A 14,781-nucleotide genomic window follows, 5' to 3' on the forward strand; every position below is an offset into this window, starting at 1 on the left:
AATGCGTGGGCGGGCGGGGCGGCCGCTGCCGCTCCCGCCCGCCGCGGCCCCTTGGGCTCAGCTCTGGATCAGGGTCCCGACGCGCTCGCCGCGGAAGAGGCGTTCGAGGTTGCCGTCCTGGAACAGGTCGAAGACCACGATGGGCAGGTTCTTGTCCATGCACAGCGTCAGGGCGGTGGCGTCCATGACTTCCAGGCGCCGCTCCACCACCTCCAGGTGCGTGGCCTGCTCGATGAACTTCGCGTCCGGGTTCTTGCGGGGGTCGCTGTCGTACACGCCGTCCACCGCGTTCTTCGCCATCAGCACCACGTCCGCGCCGATTTCCAGCGCGCGCAGGGTGCTGGTGGTGTCGGTGGTGAAGAAGGGTGCGCCGTTCCCACCGCCCAGGATCACCACGCGGCCTTTTTCCAGGTGCCGGATGGCGCGGCGGCGGATGTACGGCTCGGCCACCGCGGCCATCTGGATGGCGGTCATGACGCGCGTGGGCTTCCCGCAGCGTTCCATGGCGTCCTGGAGGGCCATGGCGTTCATGACGGTGCCCAGCATGCCGATGTAGTCCGCGGTGGCGGGGTCCATGCCCTGGCCGTTGCGGGCGCCGCGCCAGAGGTTGCCGCCGCCGATGACGACGGCCAGTTCCACGTCCGAGCCCTCCAGCGCGGTGATGATCCGCCGGGCGAGCTGGGCGGTCGTTTCGGGGTTGATGCCGAAGCCGTTCTCGTTGGCGAGAAACTCGCCGGAGAGCTTGAGCAGAACGCGTTTGAACATGCAGAACCTCTGAAAGTCTGGGGAGGCGGCACTGGGGCCGTGAAATGCCCGGCGTGCCTGGGGCCGCCGGGGGAAGTGTCGAGCCTGGGTTGGGGCGGCGGCTCTGCGCAGGGAAGCGGGGCGCACCTGAGTTCAGGTGGCCCCGCCGGTGTCCTTACTGCGCGCCGACCTCGAAGCGCACGAAGCGTTTCACGGTCGCGTCGCCCAGGTACTTGGCGACGGTCAGGCTGCCGTCTTTCACGAAGGTCTGCTCGGGCAGGACCTTGTCCTGGTAGAACTTGCCGATCTGCCCTTCGACGATCTTCTCGACGATCTGCTGGGGTTTGCCCTCGTTCAGCGCCTTGTTCGTGAGGATCTCGCGCTCCTTCTCGATGTCGCTGCTGTTCACCTCGTCGCGGCTGAGGAACTGGGGGCGCTCGGCGGCCACGTGCAGGGCGACGTCCTTGGCCTTGGCGGTGTCGCCGCCGTCCAGGTCCACCAGCACGCCGATCTTGCCGTTGCTGTGCACGTACCCGGCCACGTTGCTGCCTTCCAGGTAGGCGACGCGGTTCAGGACGATGTTCTCGCCGATGCGGCCGGCGGCGGCGGCGACGAGTTCGCCCACGCCTTCCCCTTCGTAGCTGAAGGCCTTGAAGGTCTCGAGGTCGCTGGTCTTGGCTTCCAGGGCAGCCTGGGCAAGCTTCTCGACCATGGCCTGGAAGTCGCTGTTGCGGGCCACGAAGTCGGTCTCGCTGTTCACTTCCACGATGGCGGCGCGGTTGCCGTCCACCACGAAGCGCACGATGCCTTCCTTGGCCTCGCGGTCACCCTTCTTCACGGCCTTGGCGATGCCGCGCTCGCGCAGCAGGGCAATGGCCTTGTCCTCGCTGCCTTCGGCGTCGGCCAGGGCCTTTTTCACGTCCATCATGCCCGCGCCGGTCATTTCGCGCAGTTTCTTGATCGATTCCATCATGGTGGGACCTCCAGAGAGTGGATTGGCAGTCAGCCGGGGCTGACTTGGGGATGCGGTTCAGGCACCGGGGGCGGGTTCGGAACGCTGCCGGACCTCGCCCCCGTGCCGGTGCGGGTTCAGGCTTCGGCGGTGTCGCTGTCTTCGGCGGTCTGCTCGGCCTGGGCCGCGCCGACGTCCTCGCCGCCGCCGCGCGCTTCGACGAGCAGGTCGCCGATGCGGTGGGTGATCAGCTGGATGCTGCGGATCGCGTCGTCGTTGCCGGGCACGATGTAGTCGATGACGTCCGGGTCACTGTCGGTGTCGGCCAGGGCGATCACGGGGATGCCCAGCTTGTTGGCTTCCTGCACGGCGATGACTTCCTTGGTGGGGTCCACCACGAAGATCGCGTCGGGCAGGCGGGTCATCTTGCGGATGCCGCCCACGAAGCGCTGCAGGCGCTCGCGCTCGGCGGCCAGCTGGATGCGCTCGGCCTTCAGGCGGTCGTTGATGCGGCCGGTCTCGAACATGTCGTCCAGTTCGTTCAGGCGGTCGATGCGGGTGCGCATGGTCTTGAAGTTCGTGAGCATCCCGCCGAGCCAGCGGCTGGTGACGAAGGGCATGCCGGTGCGGCGCGCTTCGAGTTCCACGATCTCCTGGGCCTGCTTCTTGGTGCCGACGAACAGGATGACGCCGCCGCGCTCGGCGAGGTCCTTGATGTAGTCGAAGCTGCGGTCGACCTGCTTGAGGGTCTTCTGCAGGTCGATGATGAAGATGCCGTTGCGCTCGGCGAAGATGAACCGCTTGAACTTGGGGTTCCAGCGCTTGGTTTCGTGACCGAAGTGCACGCCCGCTTCGAGCAGCTGCTTCATGCTGATGTACGACATGGGGACTCCTGAGCGTTGAAGTGGGAAGAGTTTGCCGGCCCCGTGCCAGCCCGGCGTCAGGTTGTGACGCGATCTCGGCCAGGCGGCGCGCGACGCTCCAGCGCGCGCAGCGGGTCACAGGGGACACCCAAACAGAAAGTATACATGAACGCCGCCGGACCTGCACGGGCCCACGCGCTCCCCGGCGGCGGCATCCCACCCCCGACGGCCCGCCGGCGGGCGCCACCTGACCCTGCCTTAACCGGGGACTCATGCTAATCTGTGCCGCAGTTCAACACTGTTCCGCGTCCCCTAGGGGCGGCCCGAACCTGCCGGCCCACACGCCGGCGCCCGGACCCGCACGGGAAGGACAGGCGGGCACCCACGGAGGACTCTGCTCATGCCGCGCTACGCCCTGGACGGGTTCAGGCCCCACATTCACCCCACCGCGTTCATCGCCCCGAGTGCCGACGTGATCGGCCAGGTCACCGTGGCCGAGAACGCCAGCGTGTGGTTCGGCGCGGTGCTGCGCGGCGACCTGGAACCCGTCACGGTCGGCCCCGGCTGCAACGTGCAGGACGGCGCGGTCCTCCACACCGACGCTGGCTGGCCCTGCGTCCTGACCGAGCACGTCACCGTCGGGCACCGCGCCATCGTGCACGGCGCCACCTGCGGGCCCGGCAGCCTGGTCGGCATGGGCGCCGTGATGCTCAGCGGCTCCAGCCTGGGTGCCGGGGCGATGCTGGGGGCCGGCGCGCTGCTGCCCGAAGGCGCCCACGTGCCCGACGGCATGCTCGCCGTGGGCGTGCCCGCCCGCGTCGTGCGGCCCGCGCCCGGCGCCGGGAACGCGCAGCGGTACGTGCAGAACTCCGCCCGGTACGCCCAGGGCCTGACCCGCCTGCCCGACCCGGAGCCCGCCCGCCCCCGGCTGGAGGAGGCGTGACGGAGGACCACGGCCGCGCCGGCACCCCGCCGCCGAGCCGCCGCGCTCCGCTGCCGCCCGGCCCGCCGGAGGGCAGCGAGGAACTCGCGGAACTCGTGCCGGAACTCACGCCGATGTTCCCGAACGCCGCGCCGTTCCTGGCCCGGTTCCTGCCGCACGCCGCGCCCTCCCACCAGGGCCTCACGCAGCACTTCTGCGACCTGCACGCCTTCCTGAAGTACCTGCACGAGGAAGGTTGGTTCGGGTACCTGCACGCCGTGCTGGGTGACCAGAGCGCGTACGTGCTGGTGTTCGAGGGCCGCACCGTGACTGCCGCCGCCGCCAGCGCCACCGGCGAACAGGCGCTGGGCGAGCTGCTCAGCCTGTACGAGCAGGGCGCCGCCATCAGCGCCTACCCGCTGGACGCGGTCCTGGCGCACGTCCTGAGCGGCATCGGGTCGCGGGCGTGGAAGTTCAACCTCACCGAGGACTTCACCGGCCTGCACGCCCGCCCCACCGGCGCGATCTTCTACGCGCGCGGGGAGATCGTGGCCACCATGCCCAGCACGCTGCCGTACGAGGGCGCCTTCCCCGCGCCGCTGCGCCCGCAGACGCTGATCCTGCCGCGCAGCCTGGCCGGCTGGGCCCACCACCAGTACACCCTGACTCTGCGGGGCCGCGACGCCCTGAACGCCATCACCAGCGTGCACCAGTCGTTCCGCGCGCAGCACGGGCAGCCGGGGTTGCTGTTCCTTCAGGCGATCAACGAGAAGCTCTCGCCCGCGGAGTACGCGATGCGCTCGGACGTGGCCCTGCACGACCTGGAACCGCTGGTGCAGGACTTCCTGAAAAGTGGCTGCATCCGCGAGGGCTAGGCCTCACGGACAGCGTTCCAAGCCCCGTCCCGATGGGCGGGGTGTTCTCGTTTGATCTGGGATAGGCCGGGCGGCCTATTGACGAATGGACACTTGCAAGGCTCAATTGGTCTCATGACCGAGAAGGTTGCAAGAGTGAAAGCATGACCGTGCCCGACACGCCCCCCTCCCAGGACACGCCGGCCGGCTCCCGCGAGGCCGCCATCGCCCTGGGCCAGACCATGAAGCAGCTGCACCGCTACATCAGCAGCCACGTCATGCAGGGCCTCCAGGCCGAACTTACCGACCTGGACCTGTCGTTCTCGCAGATGACCGCCCTGCACCAGCTGCGCGCCACGCCCGGCCTGACCGTCACCGAACTGTCCGCCCGCACCCACCTGAGCCTCCCCGCCGCCAGCCACCTCGTCGAGCGGCTCGTGCAGCGCGGCCTCGCGGACCGTCAGGAGAACCCGGACAACCGCCGCGAGAAACGCCTGAGCCTCAGCGCGCGCGGGCAGGCGGTGCTGGCCGGCATGGACTCCGCTTTCGTGAACGCCTACATCCGCACCTTCGCGCAGCTCTCCCCCCAGAGCCTCCAGGCCGCCCACGACTCCCTCGCGGCGCTCCTCACCGACCTGGAAGCGCAGCAGCCCGCCCCTTGCCCCGACCCGCAGGAGACCCCATGACGCACGCCACCCCCTCCGGTGCCCCCGAAGGCCACATCGACTACAGCCAGACCCTGGACATGCGCACCAAGCGGATCATCCTCTTCGGCGTGCTGCTGGGCCTCTTCCTCAGCGCCCTGGACCAGACCATCGTGGGCACCGCCATGCCCCGCATCATCAGCGAACTGCAGGGCCTGAACCTGTACGCCTGGGTGACCACCTCCTACCTGCTCGCCAACACGGCCCTGGTGCCCATCTACGGCAAGCTTTCGGACCTGTACGGCCGCAAACCCATCCTGATGTTCGGGATCACCGTGTTCCTGATCGGCTCGGCGCTGTGCGGCATGGCCGGTGAACCCTTCCTGGGCAACCTGTTCGGCGGCGGCATGATGCAGCTCGTCGTGTTCCGCGGCCTGCAGGGCGTCGGCGGCGCCGCGCTGGGCTCGGTGGCCTTCGCGATCATCGCCGACCTGTTCGAACCGGCCGAGCGGCCCAAGTACCAGGGCCTGTTCGGCGCCGTGTTCGGCCTGAGCAGCGTCATCGGCCCGCTCGCGGGCGGCTGGCTCACCGACCACGTCTCCTGGCGCTGGGTGTTCTACGTGAACCTGCCCCTGGGCCTGCTCGCCCTGGCGTTCCTGTGGTTCAAGATGCCCAGATTGCAAAGCGGCCTGAAAGCCAGCGTGGACTGGCTGGGCGCCGCCCTGATCCTGATCTTCGCCGTGCCGCTGCTGCTGGCCCTGACCTGGGGCGCCGACGGCACCTACGCCTGGACCAGCCCCACCGTGCTCGGCCTGTTCGCCCTGAGCGCCGCCGCCCTGGTCGGCTTCCTGGCCTCCCAGACCCGCCACCCCAGCCCCATCATCCCGCTGCACCTGTTCCGGAACCCCACCTTCCTGTGGGGCTCGCTGGCCCGCTTCCTGTTCGGCGCGGCCTTCCTGGGCGCCGTGCTGTTCCTCAGCCTGTACCTCGTGCAGGTGCAGGGCGTCAGCGCCACGCAGGCCGGCACCGCCACCATCCCGCTCACCTTCGGCCTGATCTTCGGGGCGGTCACCAGCGGCCAGATCGCCAGCCGCTTCGGGAAGTACAAGCCCCTGATGCTGTTCGGCCTGATGGTCATGATCCTGGGCTTCTGGTGGCTGAGCACCCTGAACGCCGATACCAGCTACACCAGCGTGATCATCCGCATGGTCCTCCTCGGGCTCGGCATGGGCCCCGCCCTCCCGCTGTACACCACCGCCCTGCAGCTCAGCGTGAAGCCCTGGGAGATCGGCGTGGCCACCAGCGCCGGGCAGTTCTTCCAGCAGATGGGCAGCACCATCGGCGTGGCCATCTTCGGCGCGATCCTCACCAGCGGCCTGACCAGCAACCTCGGCACCGCCTTCGCCGAGCAGGCCCGCGCGAACACCGGCACGGTCGCCACCACCCTCACCAGCATCGGCGAGCAGGTCAGCCACGGCGGGGGCAACAGCAGCGGCGGCATCGACCGCAACGCCGCCCCCGAAACGAACGCCCAGATCACCGAGCGCTTCGATGCATTGCGCCGCAACCTCACCACCCTGGTCCGCACCGGCGACCCCGCCGCGCGCGAGGCCGTGCGCACCGACAAGTTCGTGACCACCCTGCCCGCCGACGTGCAGAAACGCTTCACCGACATCCCCGAAGGAGGCGTGGCCGCCGCGGTTCGCCAGGGCTTCGACCAGACGGGCGCCGCCATCGAGGCCGCCATCACCAGTGGTGACCCGGCCCGCGTTCAGGCGCTCGCCGCCAACCCGCAGCTGCCCGCCGATCTGCGCGCTCGACTGGCCGCGATTCCCGCCGCCGCCCTCCAGAGCCCGCAGGCCCGCGCGCAGATCCTGGCCGGCATTCAGCAGGGCCTGACCGCCGGCCGGGACGAGGCCGCCCGGACCGCCGAGCAGCAGGCGCTGGACGCCGCCCTGGCCGGTGTGAACGACGGCGAGAAGATCAGCCTCGCCAGCACCCGCGCCGTGAAGGTCGCCTTCGCGGACACCGTGGCGCACATCTACCTGTACTGCATCGGCGTGGGCATCCTGGCCCTGCTCGCCACGCTGATGATGCCCAACCTCACCATGCCGCGCCGCGGCGAGGCCGGCGCGCCCGCCCCCACCCACGTGGAACTCTGACCCCAGCCCAGATCACTGGCCCCGCCCGGCCGCCTTCCCCCACCCCGGGGCGGGCGGCCGGACCCTTTAGCATCAGCCCCATGCGCCCCACCGAACGCCTGGACTTCACCGACCCCCTCCGGCACACCTTCACCGCGCAGGTCCTCGCCGTGCAGGGCCGGGAGGTTGCCCTGGACGCCAGCGCCTTCTACCCGCAGAGCGGCGGACAGAACGCCGACACCGGCCTCCTGCGCTGGACCGGCGGGGAGGCCCGCGTCACCGACGTCCGGGTCGTGAAAGGCGAGGGCTTGGTGTGGCACACCCTGGACCCGGACGGGGCGCTGCCCACGCCGGGTACGGCCGTTCACGGGGAGATCGAACCTGGGCGCCGCTGGCGGCACATGCAGCGGCACACCGCCGAGCACCTGCTCGCCCAGGCGTTCCGGCGCGTGAATCCCGCCTTCGAGGTGGTGGCCGTCAGCATGGGCAGCGCCGAATGCCACCTGGACCTGAAGGGCGACCCCGCCGACACCCACGTGCAGGCCGCCGAGGCCCTGCTGCGCGAGACGCTGGGCCGCACCGAGCTCACCCTGGAGACCCCCGTCGTCCCGGACCACGAACTGCACCGCTACCCCCTGCGACGCGAGGCGAAAGTCAGTGGACAGGTGCGGCTGGTGATCTTCCGGGACGCGAGCGGCGAGCCCTTCGACGTGAGCGCCTGCGGCGGCACCCACGTCCCCCGCGCCGCCCAGTGCGGCCCCGTGGTGGTCCTGCGCACCGAACGGCAGAAGGCCGGCCTGACCCGCGTGGTGTTCATGGCCGGCGAGGAAGCCGCCGCGCACCTGAGCGGCCTGCACCGCCGCATGCGGGCCCTGGCGCAGGACTTCAGCGTGCCGGTAGAGGGCCTCCCCGAGCGCGTGCAGGCCACTGTGGTGGATCTCAGCGCTGCGCAGGCGGAGGCCGAGCGCCTCCGGACCCGGCTGGCTGCCGCCCTCGTTCAGGCGCAGAACATGGCCGGACCCTGCCTCACCCTGACCCTGGACCCCGAGGACGCCAGCCTGCTCACCCCGGCGCTGCGGCAGGTGCCGGCCGGCCGGGTCCTGATCGCCTGCACCCCGGACGGCGGGTGCGGCGTCGCCAGCGCTCACCTGGCCGTGCCCGCCGGTGAGGTGCTACGCGAGGTGCTGGCCGTCACCGGGGGCCGTGGGGGCGGCAAGCCCGACCTGGCGCAGGGCCGCACAGAACAGCCCGGGCTGTTCGCCCGGGCTGCGGTGGAGGCCGTACAGGCGCGGCTCAGCGCACCACGAGGTCCGGCAGCCTGACGCTCGGCTGGCTGGCTCCCAGCGTCACCGCCGTCTCGGCGCGCGGCTCGCCCACCTCACCGAAGACGCCGTTCGCGTCCACGTCCGTGCCCGCGATCACCCGGTACGTGCCGTCCCCCAGCCACGCGCGGAACTCGCCGGTCCCCTGAACGCGGGGCAGCAGGTTGCGCGCCGCGTCGTCCACCACCCGCAGCCCGGTGACCGCCGGGGCGTTCAGCGCGGCCGCGGCGTTGATCACGCCGAACCCGTACGACTCGTCGCGGCCCGCCGGCCCGAGGTCCCGGCTGGTGGCGATCAGGCGCTCCAGCGTGTCGGTGGCGTTGGTGGTGACGCCCTTGCTGAGCAGCAGCGCCGCCAGGGCCGCCACCTGCGGCGACGCCTGACTGGTGCCGGACATGCCCTCGTAGCTGGGCTGGTCCTTCGTGTAGTTCCAGGACGTGCTGAACACCGAGTCCGGGAACCGCGCGCCGTTCAGCAGGGCGCCGTTGAAGGCGTCCGTCACCGAGTCCGACCCGCCGGGCGCGGACAGCACGATCTGCGCGTAGCGGTTGCTGTACTTCGCGTGCGTCAGGGTGCCCGGGCCGCTCAATGTCACGCTGCCCACCGCCACGGCGTCCGTGCAGGCGGCCGGGTAGTACGGCACCGTGCTGTACCCGTTCCCTCCCGCCACCACGACCAGCGTCCCGGCCGCCCGGGCCTCGGCGATCGCGTCGCACATGGGCCGGGCGTCCTGCGCGCTGATGCCGCCGCCCAGGCTCAGGTTCATCACCTGCGCCGGGTGGGGGTTGGTGTACGTCACGCCGTCCAGCGTGACCGGCAGGCCCGCGGCGTAGCGCACGCCGGTTACGACGTCCGCCACCTCCGCGTCCCCGTACGCGTCGATCACGCGCACCGGCAGCACCTTCACGGGCGCGCCGGCGCTCGCCCCGACCACGCCGGTCGTGCTGCACCCCTCGCAGCTGCCCTGGTTCTCGCCCCAGCGCGCCACGATCAGGCCGGTGACGTGCGTGCCGTGGCTGCCCCCCACCCGCCCGGGCACGAGGGGATCGGTGGGGTCGGTGTCCGGCCCATCACCGTCGCCGTTGTTTCCAGCCAGGACGTCCAGCGCTCCCTCCCCGGGGCCCCACAGGCCGCCCGCGAGGTCCGGGTGGTCGAACCGCACGCCGGAATCCAGCACCGCCACCGTCACTGGGCGGGTGTACGCGCCGGCCTGCATGTCCTTCCACACCGCCTGATACCCGGTGACCCGGAACGGCCACTGCAGCGGCGCGTACTGGTCGGTGGGGGAGACCGGGAAGACCAGCGGCCCCGTCTGCTGCGGGTGCAATACCGCGTTGGGCACGGCGTACTCCACGGCCGGGTCGGCCTTCAGGGCGGCCAGGGCCGCCCGCACGTCCCTGACCCGCAGCACGCTGGTGCGGGCGTCCAGGGCGCGCACCGACCCCACGTTCACACCCTGGGCGCGCAGTGTGGCGGCCGCCTGCGCCTCCGGCCGGGCCGACTGGGCGGTGACCGCGCCGCCCGCGCGGTACTTCACGATGACGCCCCGGGTTTCGGCCGGCTCCTGGGCCCGGAGGGCCTGCACGGCCACGTCCGCGCCCTGCACGCTGGCGGTCTGACCGTCGGTGATCCGCCCGGTCAGTTCGAACTGCGCCGCCCTGACCTGCACGGTCGAGGTGCCGCTGCGGCGCAACACGTCCTGCCACGTCACCTCGAAGCTGCCGCTCAGCTCCGGCTGGTCCGCGGTCAGTGGCGTGCCTGCGCGGCGGTCCACGCTGACCGTCACGTTCACCGGCCCCTGCCCGGACAGCGGCGTCACGGTGATCCAGGCGGGCACGTTCGTGATCTGCCAGCTGCCCGTGAAGTTGGCCGTAAGCGGCGCGCTGGTGCCCTGCCCCACGGTCACGGTCTGGTTCGGAAAGCCGGGGCTGGACGACCGGTCACAGCCCGCCAGCAGCAGGGCCGCGGCGATCAGCAGCGGAGCAGAAGCTCGGAATGACATGATCTGCCCAGCATGCCGCAGCTCACATGACGGCGGATGAGGGCCTGGACGCCCCCACGCGCCGCCGGGCTGGCACAATGGGTGAACTTTGCCCAGCGGACGCGTTCACAACCTCATCAACATTGCCGCGTACAGCGTTCTGGCCGCCGGGGCGCTGTACACCACCCGCGCCGGCCTGTGGGTGGTCACGCCCACCCAGGCGCTGAATTTCACGCTGGCGTTCGCCGCAGGGACGTTCTTGCTCTCGCCGGACCTGGACCTCGCGGAGGGCCGCGTGGACAGCAAACGCCACTGGGGCCTGCTGGGCTTCCTGTGGGTGCCGTACGGCATGGTGTTCAGCCACCGCGGCCTGTCGCACACCTGGGTCGTGGGCCCCCTCACCCGGCTGGCCTATCTGGCGATCGTGACCGTGATCGTGGTGGGCCTGCTGCGCTACCTGCTGCCCGGCCTGGAGATGCCGGCCATCCCGCAGCCGCTGGACACGAAATTCCTGATTCCCCTGGTGGCCGGCTACTACCTCAGCCAGTGGCTGCACCTGATCGCCGACGGCGTCCGCCCGGACCACGGGTTGCGCCGCAGCGCCCGCAAACGCCGGCGCTGACGCCCGACTTCAGGCGCCGAATTCCAGCAGGGCCCGGTGCGCCAGCCCGCGCCGCGCCGCCGCCTGCCACGCCGCCCGGCCCTGCCCGGCCTCCACTGCCTGCATGAACGCCGGGTCGGCCGCCAGCGTGGTCAGGACCCAGAAGTCCCCCCAGACCTCCACGCCCCAGGTCTGCCGCATCACCCGCGCCGCCGCCACCCACACCGGCTCGGACAGGTGCTCCAGCGGCGCGATGAAGTGCAGCTCCCCGTCCGTGCCGGGCGTGCGCGCGACCGTCCGGCGGTACTCCTCCCGCTCCCGGCGGTTCATGGCCTCCCAGGTGCCGGCCTCGCAGTACACGGCCGGCAGCGCGCTGAAGGTGTCGCGGCAGCGGGTGGGCCGCACGTCGTACTGCGAGCACGACCCGGTCGCGCGGTCCAGCAGCGGGCAGTACCCGACCTCGGTGCGGTGCCTCTGCACGTACTCCTCGTCATTGCGGGCCGTGCGGGCGTTCTCCACGACGCGGCGCGCGTGCGCCTGCACCGCCGCGCGCTGCGCCGCGCCCAGCGCCCGGACCGTGACCAGCGCCTCGGCCAGACTCACCCGGATGGGCATGTTGCAGCACGCGAAACACCCCGCCCCGCAGTACACCTGCCCGCCGCGCGCCGCGTACCCCGTCAGCCAGTTTCCGGCCTGCCGGGCGTATCGCCGGTACGCGTCCTGCACCGTCCGGCCGACCACGTCGTCCGCCGGGCGCGCTGGGGCAGGGGGGCCCGCCTCCCGGGGCGCAGGGGACGGGGTGAAACGGCGGGCCGGACGGCGGGTCATAGCCGGCAGCCTAGCGCGCGTATACTCGCCGCACCGTGCCGATGTCCGGGTTCCCCACTGCCACGCTGTCTCCCTCCGCCGCCCCCCACCGGGCCGGGCATCGGAGCCCCGCACCTTGACCGCCCCGAACGCCCGCTCCACGCCTGCCGGCCCCGCCGAGGAGACCCGGTTTCCCACGCTGGACGCCCGCTTCGGGACCCTCCAGGCGATGTCCGCCGGCATGCAGAGCCGCGTGTACACCACGCCGGACGGCGCGCACGTGGTCAAGGTGTACCGCAACCACCTGGGGCAGCACACCCTGGAGGCCGCGAACATGCGCCGCGCCGGCCTGGACCGCTGGATCGTGGACACCGTGGAAGCCGACGGCGTCGAGGCGCTGATCCTGAGGCACTTCCCGGGACGGCCGCTGACCGCCCGCGACGTGCCCCGCGCCCTGCCGCAACTGCGGATGCAGCTGCGCGCCCTGCACGCCGACCGCCACGGGCAGGTGGACACCGCCCGCGTGCGCGAGCGGGTCCTGCGCTTTCGCAGCGCGCTGGCTGCCTACCCCCTGGAGGACTTCTTCGACGCCGTCGAGGGCCCCCTGGAGGCCGGCCTGCTCGAAGGCCCCGCGGCCTTCTGCCACCTGGACCTCTGGCACGACAACATCCTCATCGCCCGCGACAGCGACGACGTGCTGATCATCGACTGGACCCGCGCCACCTGGGACGACCCGCTGCGTGACCTCGCCCTGCTGAAGACCGGCACCCTGGACCTGCTGGACGCCGAGGCCAGCCTGCACGCGGCGCTGGGCCTGCTCCCGGACACCGAGCGGCCCACCCTGGCCCGCTACCGCGCCTACCTGGCCCTGACCACCCTGCACGACCTGTACTGGTTCCTGATGAACGCCCCGTACGAGTTCGAGCGGGAGCGGGACCGCAAGGTGCCCCGCACCCGGCACGCCCTGGCCCGCCTCCCCCTGCGCCCCTGACGGGATGACCAGCCCGGCCGGGCGCCAAACCCGCAGTCGCCCGGCCGCCGTGTCTGCTCAGCTCACCGCGTGAACGGGTGGGACGTGTCCAGCAGCGGCAGGGTGGTGGTCACCACGTTGCCGGACACGGTGCCGGTCGTGCCGTTCAGGAATTGCGTGACGCTCAGGCCGTACAGCGTGTTGTTCGTGACCGTCATGGGCACCTTGCCCGGGTTCAGGATGCCCAGCGCCGTGGAACGGCGGTTCACGAAGGTGTTCCCGGAGATGGTGACCGTGCGACCCTCGCGCGTGAGCCCTTCCGTGCCGTAGGTCATGATGGCGGAGTTCGTGCTGCGGGCACCCTGCTCGATGACGCTGCCGGTCACGGTCAGGTTCCCTCCGTTCGGCGTGTCGAAGCTGTAGCTGGCGGTCTCGTTCAGGTCGAACAGGCGGCTGTCGGTGATGGTCGTGCTGCGCGCCCGGCTCTTGAACTCGTGGCCCACCACCGCGCTGTGCGAGTAGCTCCGCTCGAAGGTCAGCTGCCCGACCTCGTTCACGTACAGGTTGTGCGTCTGCCCCGGGTCGCCCAGGCCGTTGTGCGCGAACTCCGTGCGGGTGATGCGGATGCTGCCCAGCGGCGCGCTGGCGGCCAGCAGGCCGTTCTCGTTGTCGTACAGGTAACTGTCCTCGATGACCAGGTGCCCGCCCTGGTAGCGCACGCCCGCGCCGTTGCGGTCCGGGACCTTCGCGCCGGTCAGTTCAAGGCCGCGCAGGGTCACGTCCGTGTTCGTGGTGATGATAGCCTTGCCGTTCGGCGGGGGCACGGTGGCGACCAGCCGGGCCAGGCCGCTGGCGCTCTCGATGGTGATCTTCCGGTTCACCTCGAAGAAGTCGTTCGTGTACGTGCCCGGGTCGTTGCGGACGGTGTCGCCGTCCAGGGCTGCCGCGACGGCCGCGCGCACGGTCGCGTAGGTCTTGCCGGGCCCGACGGTCAGCACCCGGCCGGTGGCCGTGGGCGTGTCCACGACCGGGCCGGGGCCGGGCGCCGGGGCAGGGGAGGACGGGGACGTGCACGCCGCCAGGAGGAGGGACACGCCGAGCAGGGAAGCGGAAAGAAGACGGTGACGCATCATGAACTCCTTGTTTGAGCGCAGGGAACTGGCCGTCGGCCCTACCGCGGGACGGACGCTTCTTCCCCGGCAGAACCACGCTACCGCACCCCTACCGACTGGGAAACGAGGTGAAACCGAGCATGAAGGACGTGGCGGCGGTCCCCGCAGGCCATCTGGCCCTGGTGGCGTGCCCGGCCGCGGCGGGTATGGTGGGAGCATGGTTTCTGTCGTCACCCACCCGCTCGTTCAGCACAAACTCACCCTGATGCGCGATGTCCGCACCGGCGTGAAGGAATTCCGCGAACTCGCCAGCGAGGTGAGCCTGCTGCTCGCCTACGAGGCCATGCGCGACCTGGAACTCACCACCGAGACCCTCGAGACGCCCATTCAGCAGGGCGACTTTCCCGTCCTCACCGGGAAGAAGCTGGCGCTGGTCGCCATCCTGCGCGCCGGCCTGATCATGACCGAAGCGATCGTGACCCTGGTGCCGGCCGCGAAGGTCGGGCACATCGGCCTGTACCGCGACCCGGAGACGCTGCTGCCCGTCGCGTACTACAACAAGCTCCCGGCGGACATCGCTGAGCGCCGCGTGTTCGTGACGGATCCCATGCTCGCCACGGGCGGCAGCGCCAGCGCCGCCATCCAGAGCTTGAAGGACGCCGGGGCGCAGAACATCACCCTGATGTGCATCCTCGCCGCGCCCGAAGGTGTCGCCGTGATCGAACGCGACCACCCGGACGTGCACATCGTGGTGGCCGCCGTGGACAGCCACCTGAACGACCACGGCTACATCGTTCCCGGCCTGGGCGACGCCGGGGACCGCATCTACGGCACGAAGTAAGGCCGCCACCCGGCGGATGGGGCGTCC

14 protein-coding genes are annotated in these 14,781 nt (G+C 71.1%); 8 read left to right on the forward strand and 6 right to left on the reverse strand.

Translation table 11 applies throughout. The annotated features are described in order from the left end of the window. Positions 1–57: 57 nt before the first annotated feature. The 3 genes from pyrH to rpsB all read right to left on the reverse strand — a co-directional run bounded on the left by pyrH (position 58) and on the right by rpsB (position 2,580). A complete protein-coding gene (pyrH, locus tag DFI_RS06485) occupies positions 58–765 on the reverse strand; it encodes a UMP kinase (RefSeq protein WP_022802129.1) in 708 nt (235 codons plus the stop codon). Positions 766–919: 154 nt separating this feature from the next. After that, complete coding sequence (gene tsf / locus DFI_RS06490; protein WP_022802128.1) at positions 920–1,717, reverse strand: translation elongation factor Ts; 798 nt, start codon at positions 1,715–1,717, stop codon at positions 920–922. 116 nt (positions 1,718–1,833) lie between these two features. Next, positions 1,834–2,580 (reverse strand): 30S ribosomal protein S2, encoded by a 747-nt coding sequence (gene rpsB / locus DFI_RS06495; RefSeq protein ID WP_027462586.1) that lies wholly within the window; start codon positions 2,578–2,580, stop codon positions 1,834–1,836. A 379-nt stretch (positions 2,581–2,959) separates the two neighbouring features. On the opposite strand from rpsB, the gene DFI_RS06500 reads away from it, so the two are divergent. The 5 genes from DFI_RS06500 (at position 2,960) to DFI_RS06520 (ending at position 8,442) form a co-directional block, all read left to right on the forward strand. After that, a complete protein-coding gene (locus DFI_RS06500; protein ID WP_027462587.1) occupies positions 2,960–3,502 on the forward strand; it encodes a gamma carbonic anhydrase family protein in 543 nt (180 codons plus the stop codon). Beyond that, a complete protein-coding gene (locus DFI_RS06505) occupies positions 3,499–4,356 on the forward strand; it encodes a hypothetical protein (protein WP_244940339.1) in 858 nt (285 codons plus the stop codon). The genes DFI_RS06500 and DFI_RS06505 overlap by 4 nt, the downstream gene beginning before the upstream one ends. A 143-nt stretch (positions 4,357–4,499) precedes the next feature. Beyond that, positions 4,500–5,021 (forward strand): MarR family winged helix-turn-helix transcriptional regulator, encoded by a 522-nt coding sequence (locus tag DFI_RS06510; RefSeq protein ID WP_043777643.1) that lies wholly within the window; start codon positions 4,500–4,502, stop codon positions 5,019–5,021. Beyond that, positions 5,018–7,141 (forward strand): MDR family MFS transporter, encoded by a 2,124-nt coding sequence (locus DFI_RS06515; RefSeq protein ID WP_027462589.1) that lies wholly within the window; start codon positions 5,018–5,020, stop codon positions 7,139–7,141. Before DFI_RS06510 ends, DFI_RS06515 begins: the two co-directional genes overlap by 4 nt. 80 nt (positions 7,142–7,221) lie before the next feature. Further along, a complete protein-coding gene (locus DFI_RS06520) occupies positions 7,222–8,442 on the forward strand; it encodes a serine-tRNA(Ala) deacylase AlaX (protein WP_043777646.1) in 1,221 nt (406 codons plus the stop codon). On the opposite strand, the gene DFI_RS06525 is transcribed toward DFI_RS06520, so the two are convergent. Continuing rightward, complete coding sequence (locus DFI_RS06525; RefSeq protein WP_043777649.1) at positions 8,414–10,444, reverse strand: S8 family serine peptidase; 2,031 nt, start codon at positions 10,442–10,444, stop codon at positions 8,414–8,416. The genes DFI_RS06520 and DFI_RS06525 overlap by 29 nt on opposite strands. Positions 10,445–10,532: 88 nt before the next feature. Here DFI_RS06525 and DFI_RS06530 point away from each other — a divergent pair, with 88 nt between their 5' ends. Further along, positions 10,533–11,045, forward strand: coding sequence for a metal-binding protein (locus DFI_RS06530; protein WP_022802120.1), 513 nt, complete (start codon positions 10,533–10,535; stop codon positions 11,043–11,045). Between the two features lie 9 nt (positions 11,046–11,054). Here the strand turns inward: DFI_RS06530 and DFI_RS06535 are convergent, their stop codons facing one another. Further along, the gene (locus DFI_RS06535) at positions 11,055–11,852 is read right to left on the reverse strand and encodes a YkgJ family cysteine cluster protein (RefSeq protein WP_081425797.1); all 798 of its coding nucleotides are present in this window, start codon (positions 11,850–11,852) and stop codon (positions 11,055–11,057) included. A gap of 115 nt (positions 11,853–11,967) precedes the next feature. Here DFI_RS06535 and DFI_RS06540 point away from each other — a divergent pair, with 115 nt between their 5' ends. Next, positions 11,968–12,822, forward strand: a complete 855-nt coding sequence (locus tag DFI_RS06540) for a phosphotransferase family protein (protein ID WP_027462592.1) — start codon at positions 11,968–11,970, stop codon at positions 12,820–12,822. 62 nt (positions 12,823–12,884) lie between these two features. Here DFI_RS06540 and DFI_RS06545 read toward each other — a convergent pair whose 3' ends face one another. Beyond that, complete coding sequence (locus tag DFI_RS06545) at positions 12,885–13,934, reverse strand: right-handed parallel beta-helix repeat-containing protein (protein WP_244940340.1); 1,050 nt, start codon at positions 13,932–13,934, stop codon at positions 12,885–12,887. Between the two features lie 196 nt (positions 13,935–14,130). Here DFI_RS06545 and upp point away from each other — a divergent pair, with 196 nt between their 5' ends. Next, positions 14,131–14,754: a uracil phosphoribosyltransferase gene (gene upp / locus DFI_RS06550; RefSeq protein ID WP_027462594.1), complete on the forward strand. Its 624-nt coding sequence runs from the start codon at positions 14,131–14,133 to the stop codon at positions 14,752–14,754. Positions 14,755–14,781 lie beyond the last annotated feature (27 nt).

The sequence above is a fragment of the Deinococcus ficus genome (assembly GCF_003444775.1).
In the GTDB taxonomy this organism is placed as follows: domain Bacteria; phylum Deinococcota; class Deinococci; order Deinococcales; family Deinococcaceae; genus Deinococcus; species Deinococcus ficus.

Excerpts from the sequence above, each read along its gene's own strand:
- DFI_RS06515 (WP_027462589.1), top strand. The coding sequence starts at position 5,018 with ATGACGCACGCCACCCCCTCCGGTGCCCCCGAAGGCCACATCGACTAC.
- rpsB (WP_027462586.1), bottom strand. The coding sequence starts at position 2,580 with ATGTCGTACATCAGCATGAAGCAGCTGCTCGAAGCGGGCGTGCACTTC.
- DFI_RS06500 (WP_027462587.1), top strand. The coding sequence starts at position 2,960 with ATGCCGCGCTACGCCCTGGACGGGTTCAGGCCCCACATTCACCCCACC.
- DFI_RS06535 (WP_081425797.1), bottom strand. The coding sequence starts at position 11,852 with ATGACCCGCCGTCCGGCCCGCCGTTTCACCCCGTCCCCTGCGCCCCGG.
- pyrH (WP_022802129.1), bottom strand. The coding sequence starts at position 765 with ATGTTCAAACGCGTTCTGCTCAAGCTCTCCGGCGAGTTTCTCGCCAAC.
- DFI_RS06520 (WP_043777646.1), top strand. The coding sequence starts at position 7,222 with ATGCGCCCCACCGAACGCCTGGACTTCACCGACCCCCTCCGGCACACC.
- DFI_RS06510 (WP_043777643.1), top strand. The coding sequence starts at position 4,500 with ATGACCGTGCCCGACACGCCCCCCTCCCAGGACACGCCGGCCGGCTCC.
- DFI_RS06525 (WP_043777649.1), bottom strand. The coding sequence starts at position 10,444 with ATGTCATTCCGAGCTTCTGCTCCGCTGCTGATCGCCGCGGCCCTGCTG.
- DFI_RS06545 (WP_244940340.1), bottom strand. The coding sequence starts at position 13,934 with ATGATGCGTCACCGTCTTCTTTCCGCTTCCCTGCTCGGCGTGTCCCTC.
- upp (WP_027462594.1), top strand. The coding sequence starts at position 14,131 with ATGGTTTCTGTCGTCACCCACCCGCTCGTTCAGCACAAACTCACCCTG.
- tsf (WP_022802128.1), bottom strand. The coding sequence starts at position 1,717 with ATGATGGAATCGATCAAGAAACTGCGCGAAATGACCGGCGCGGGCATG.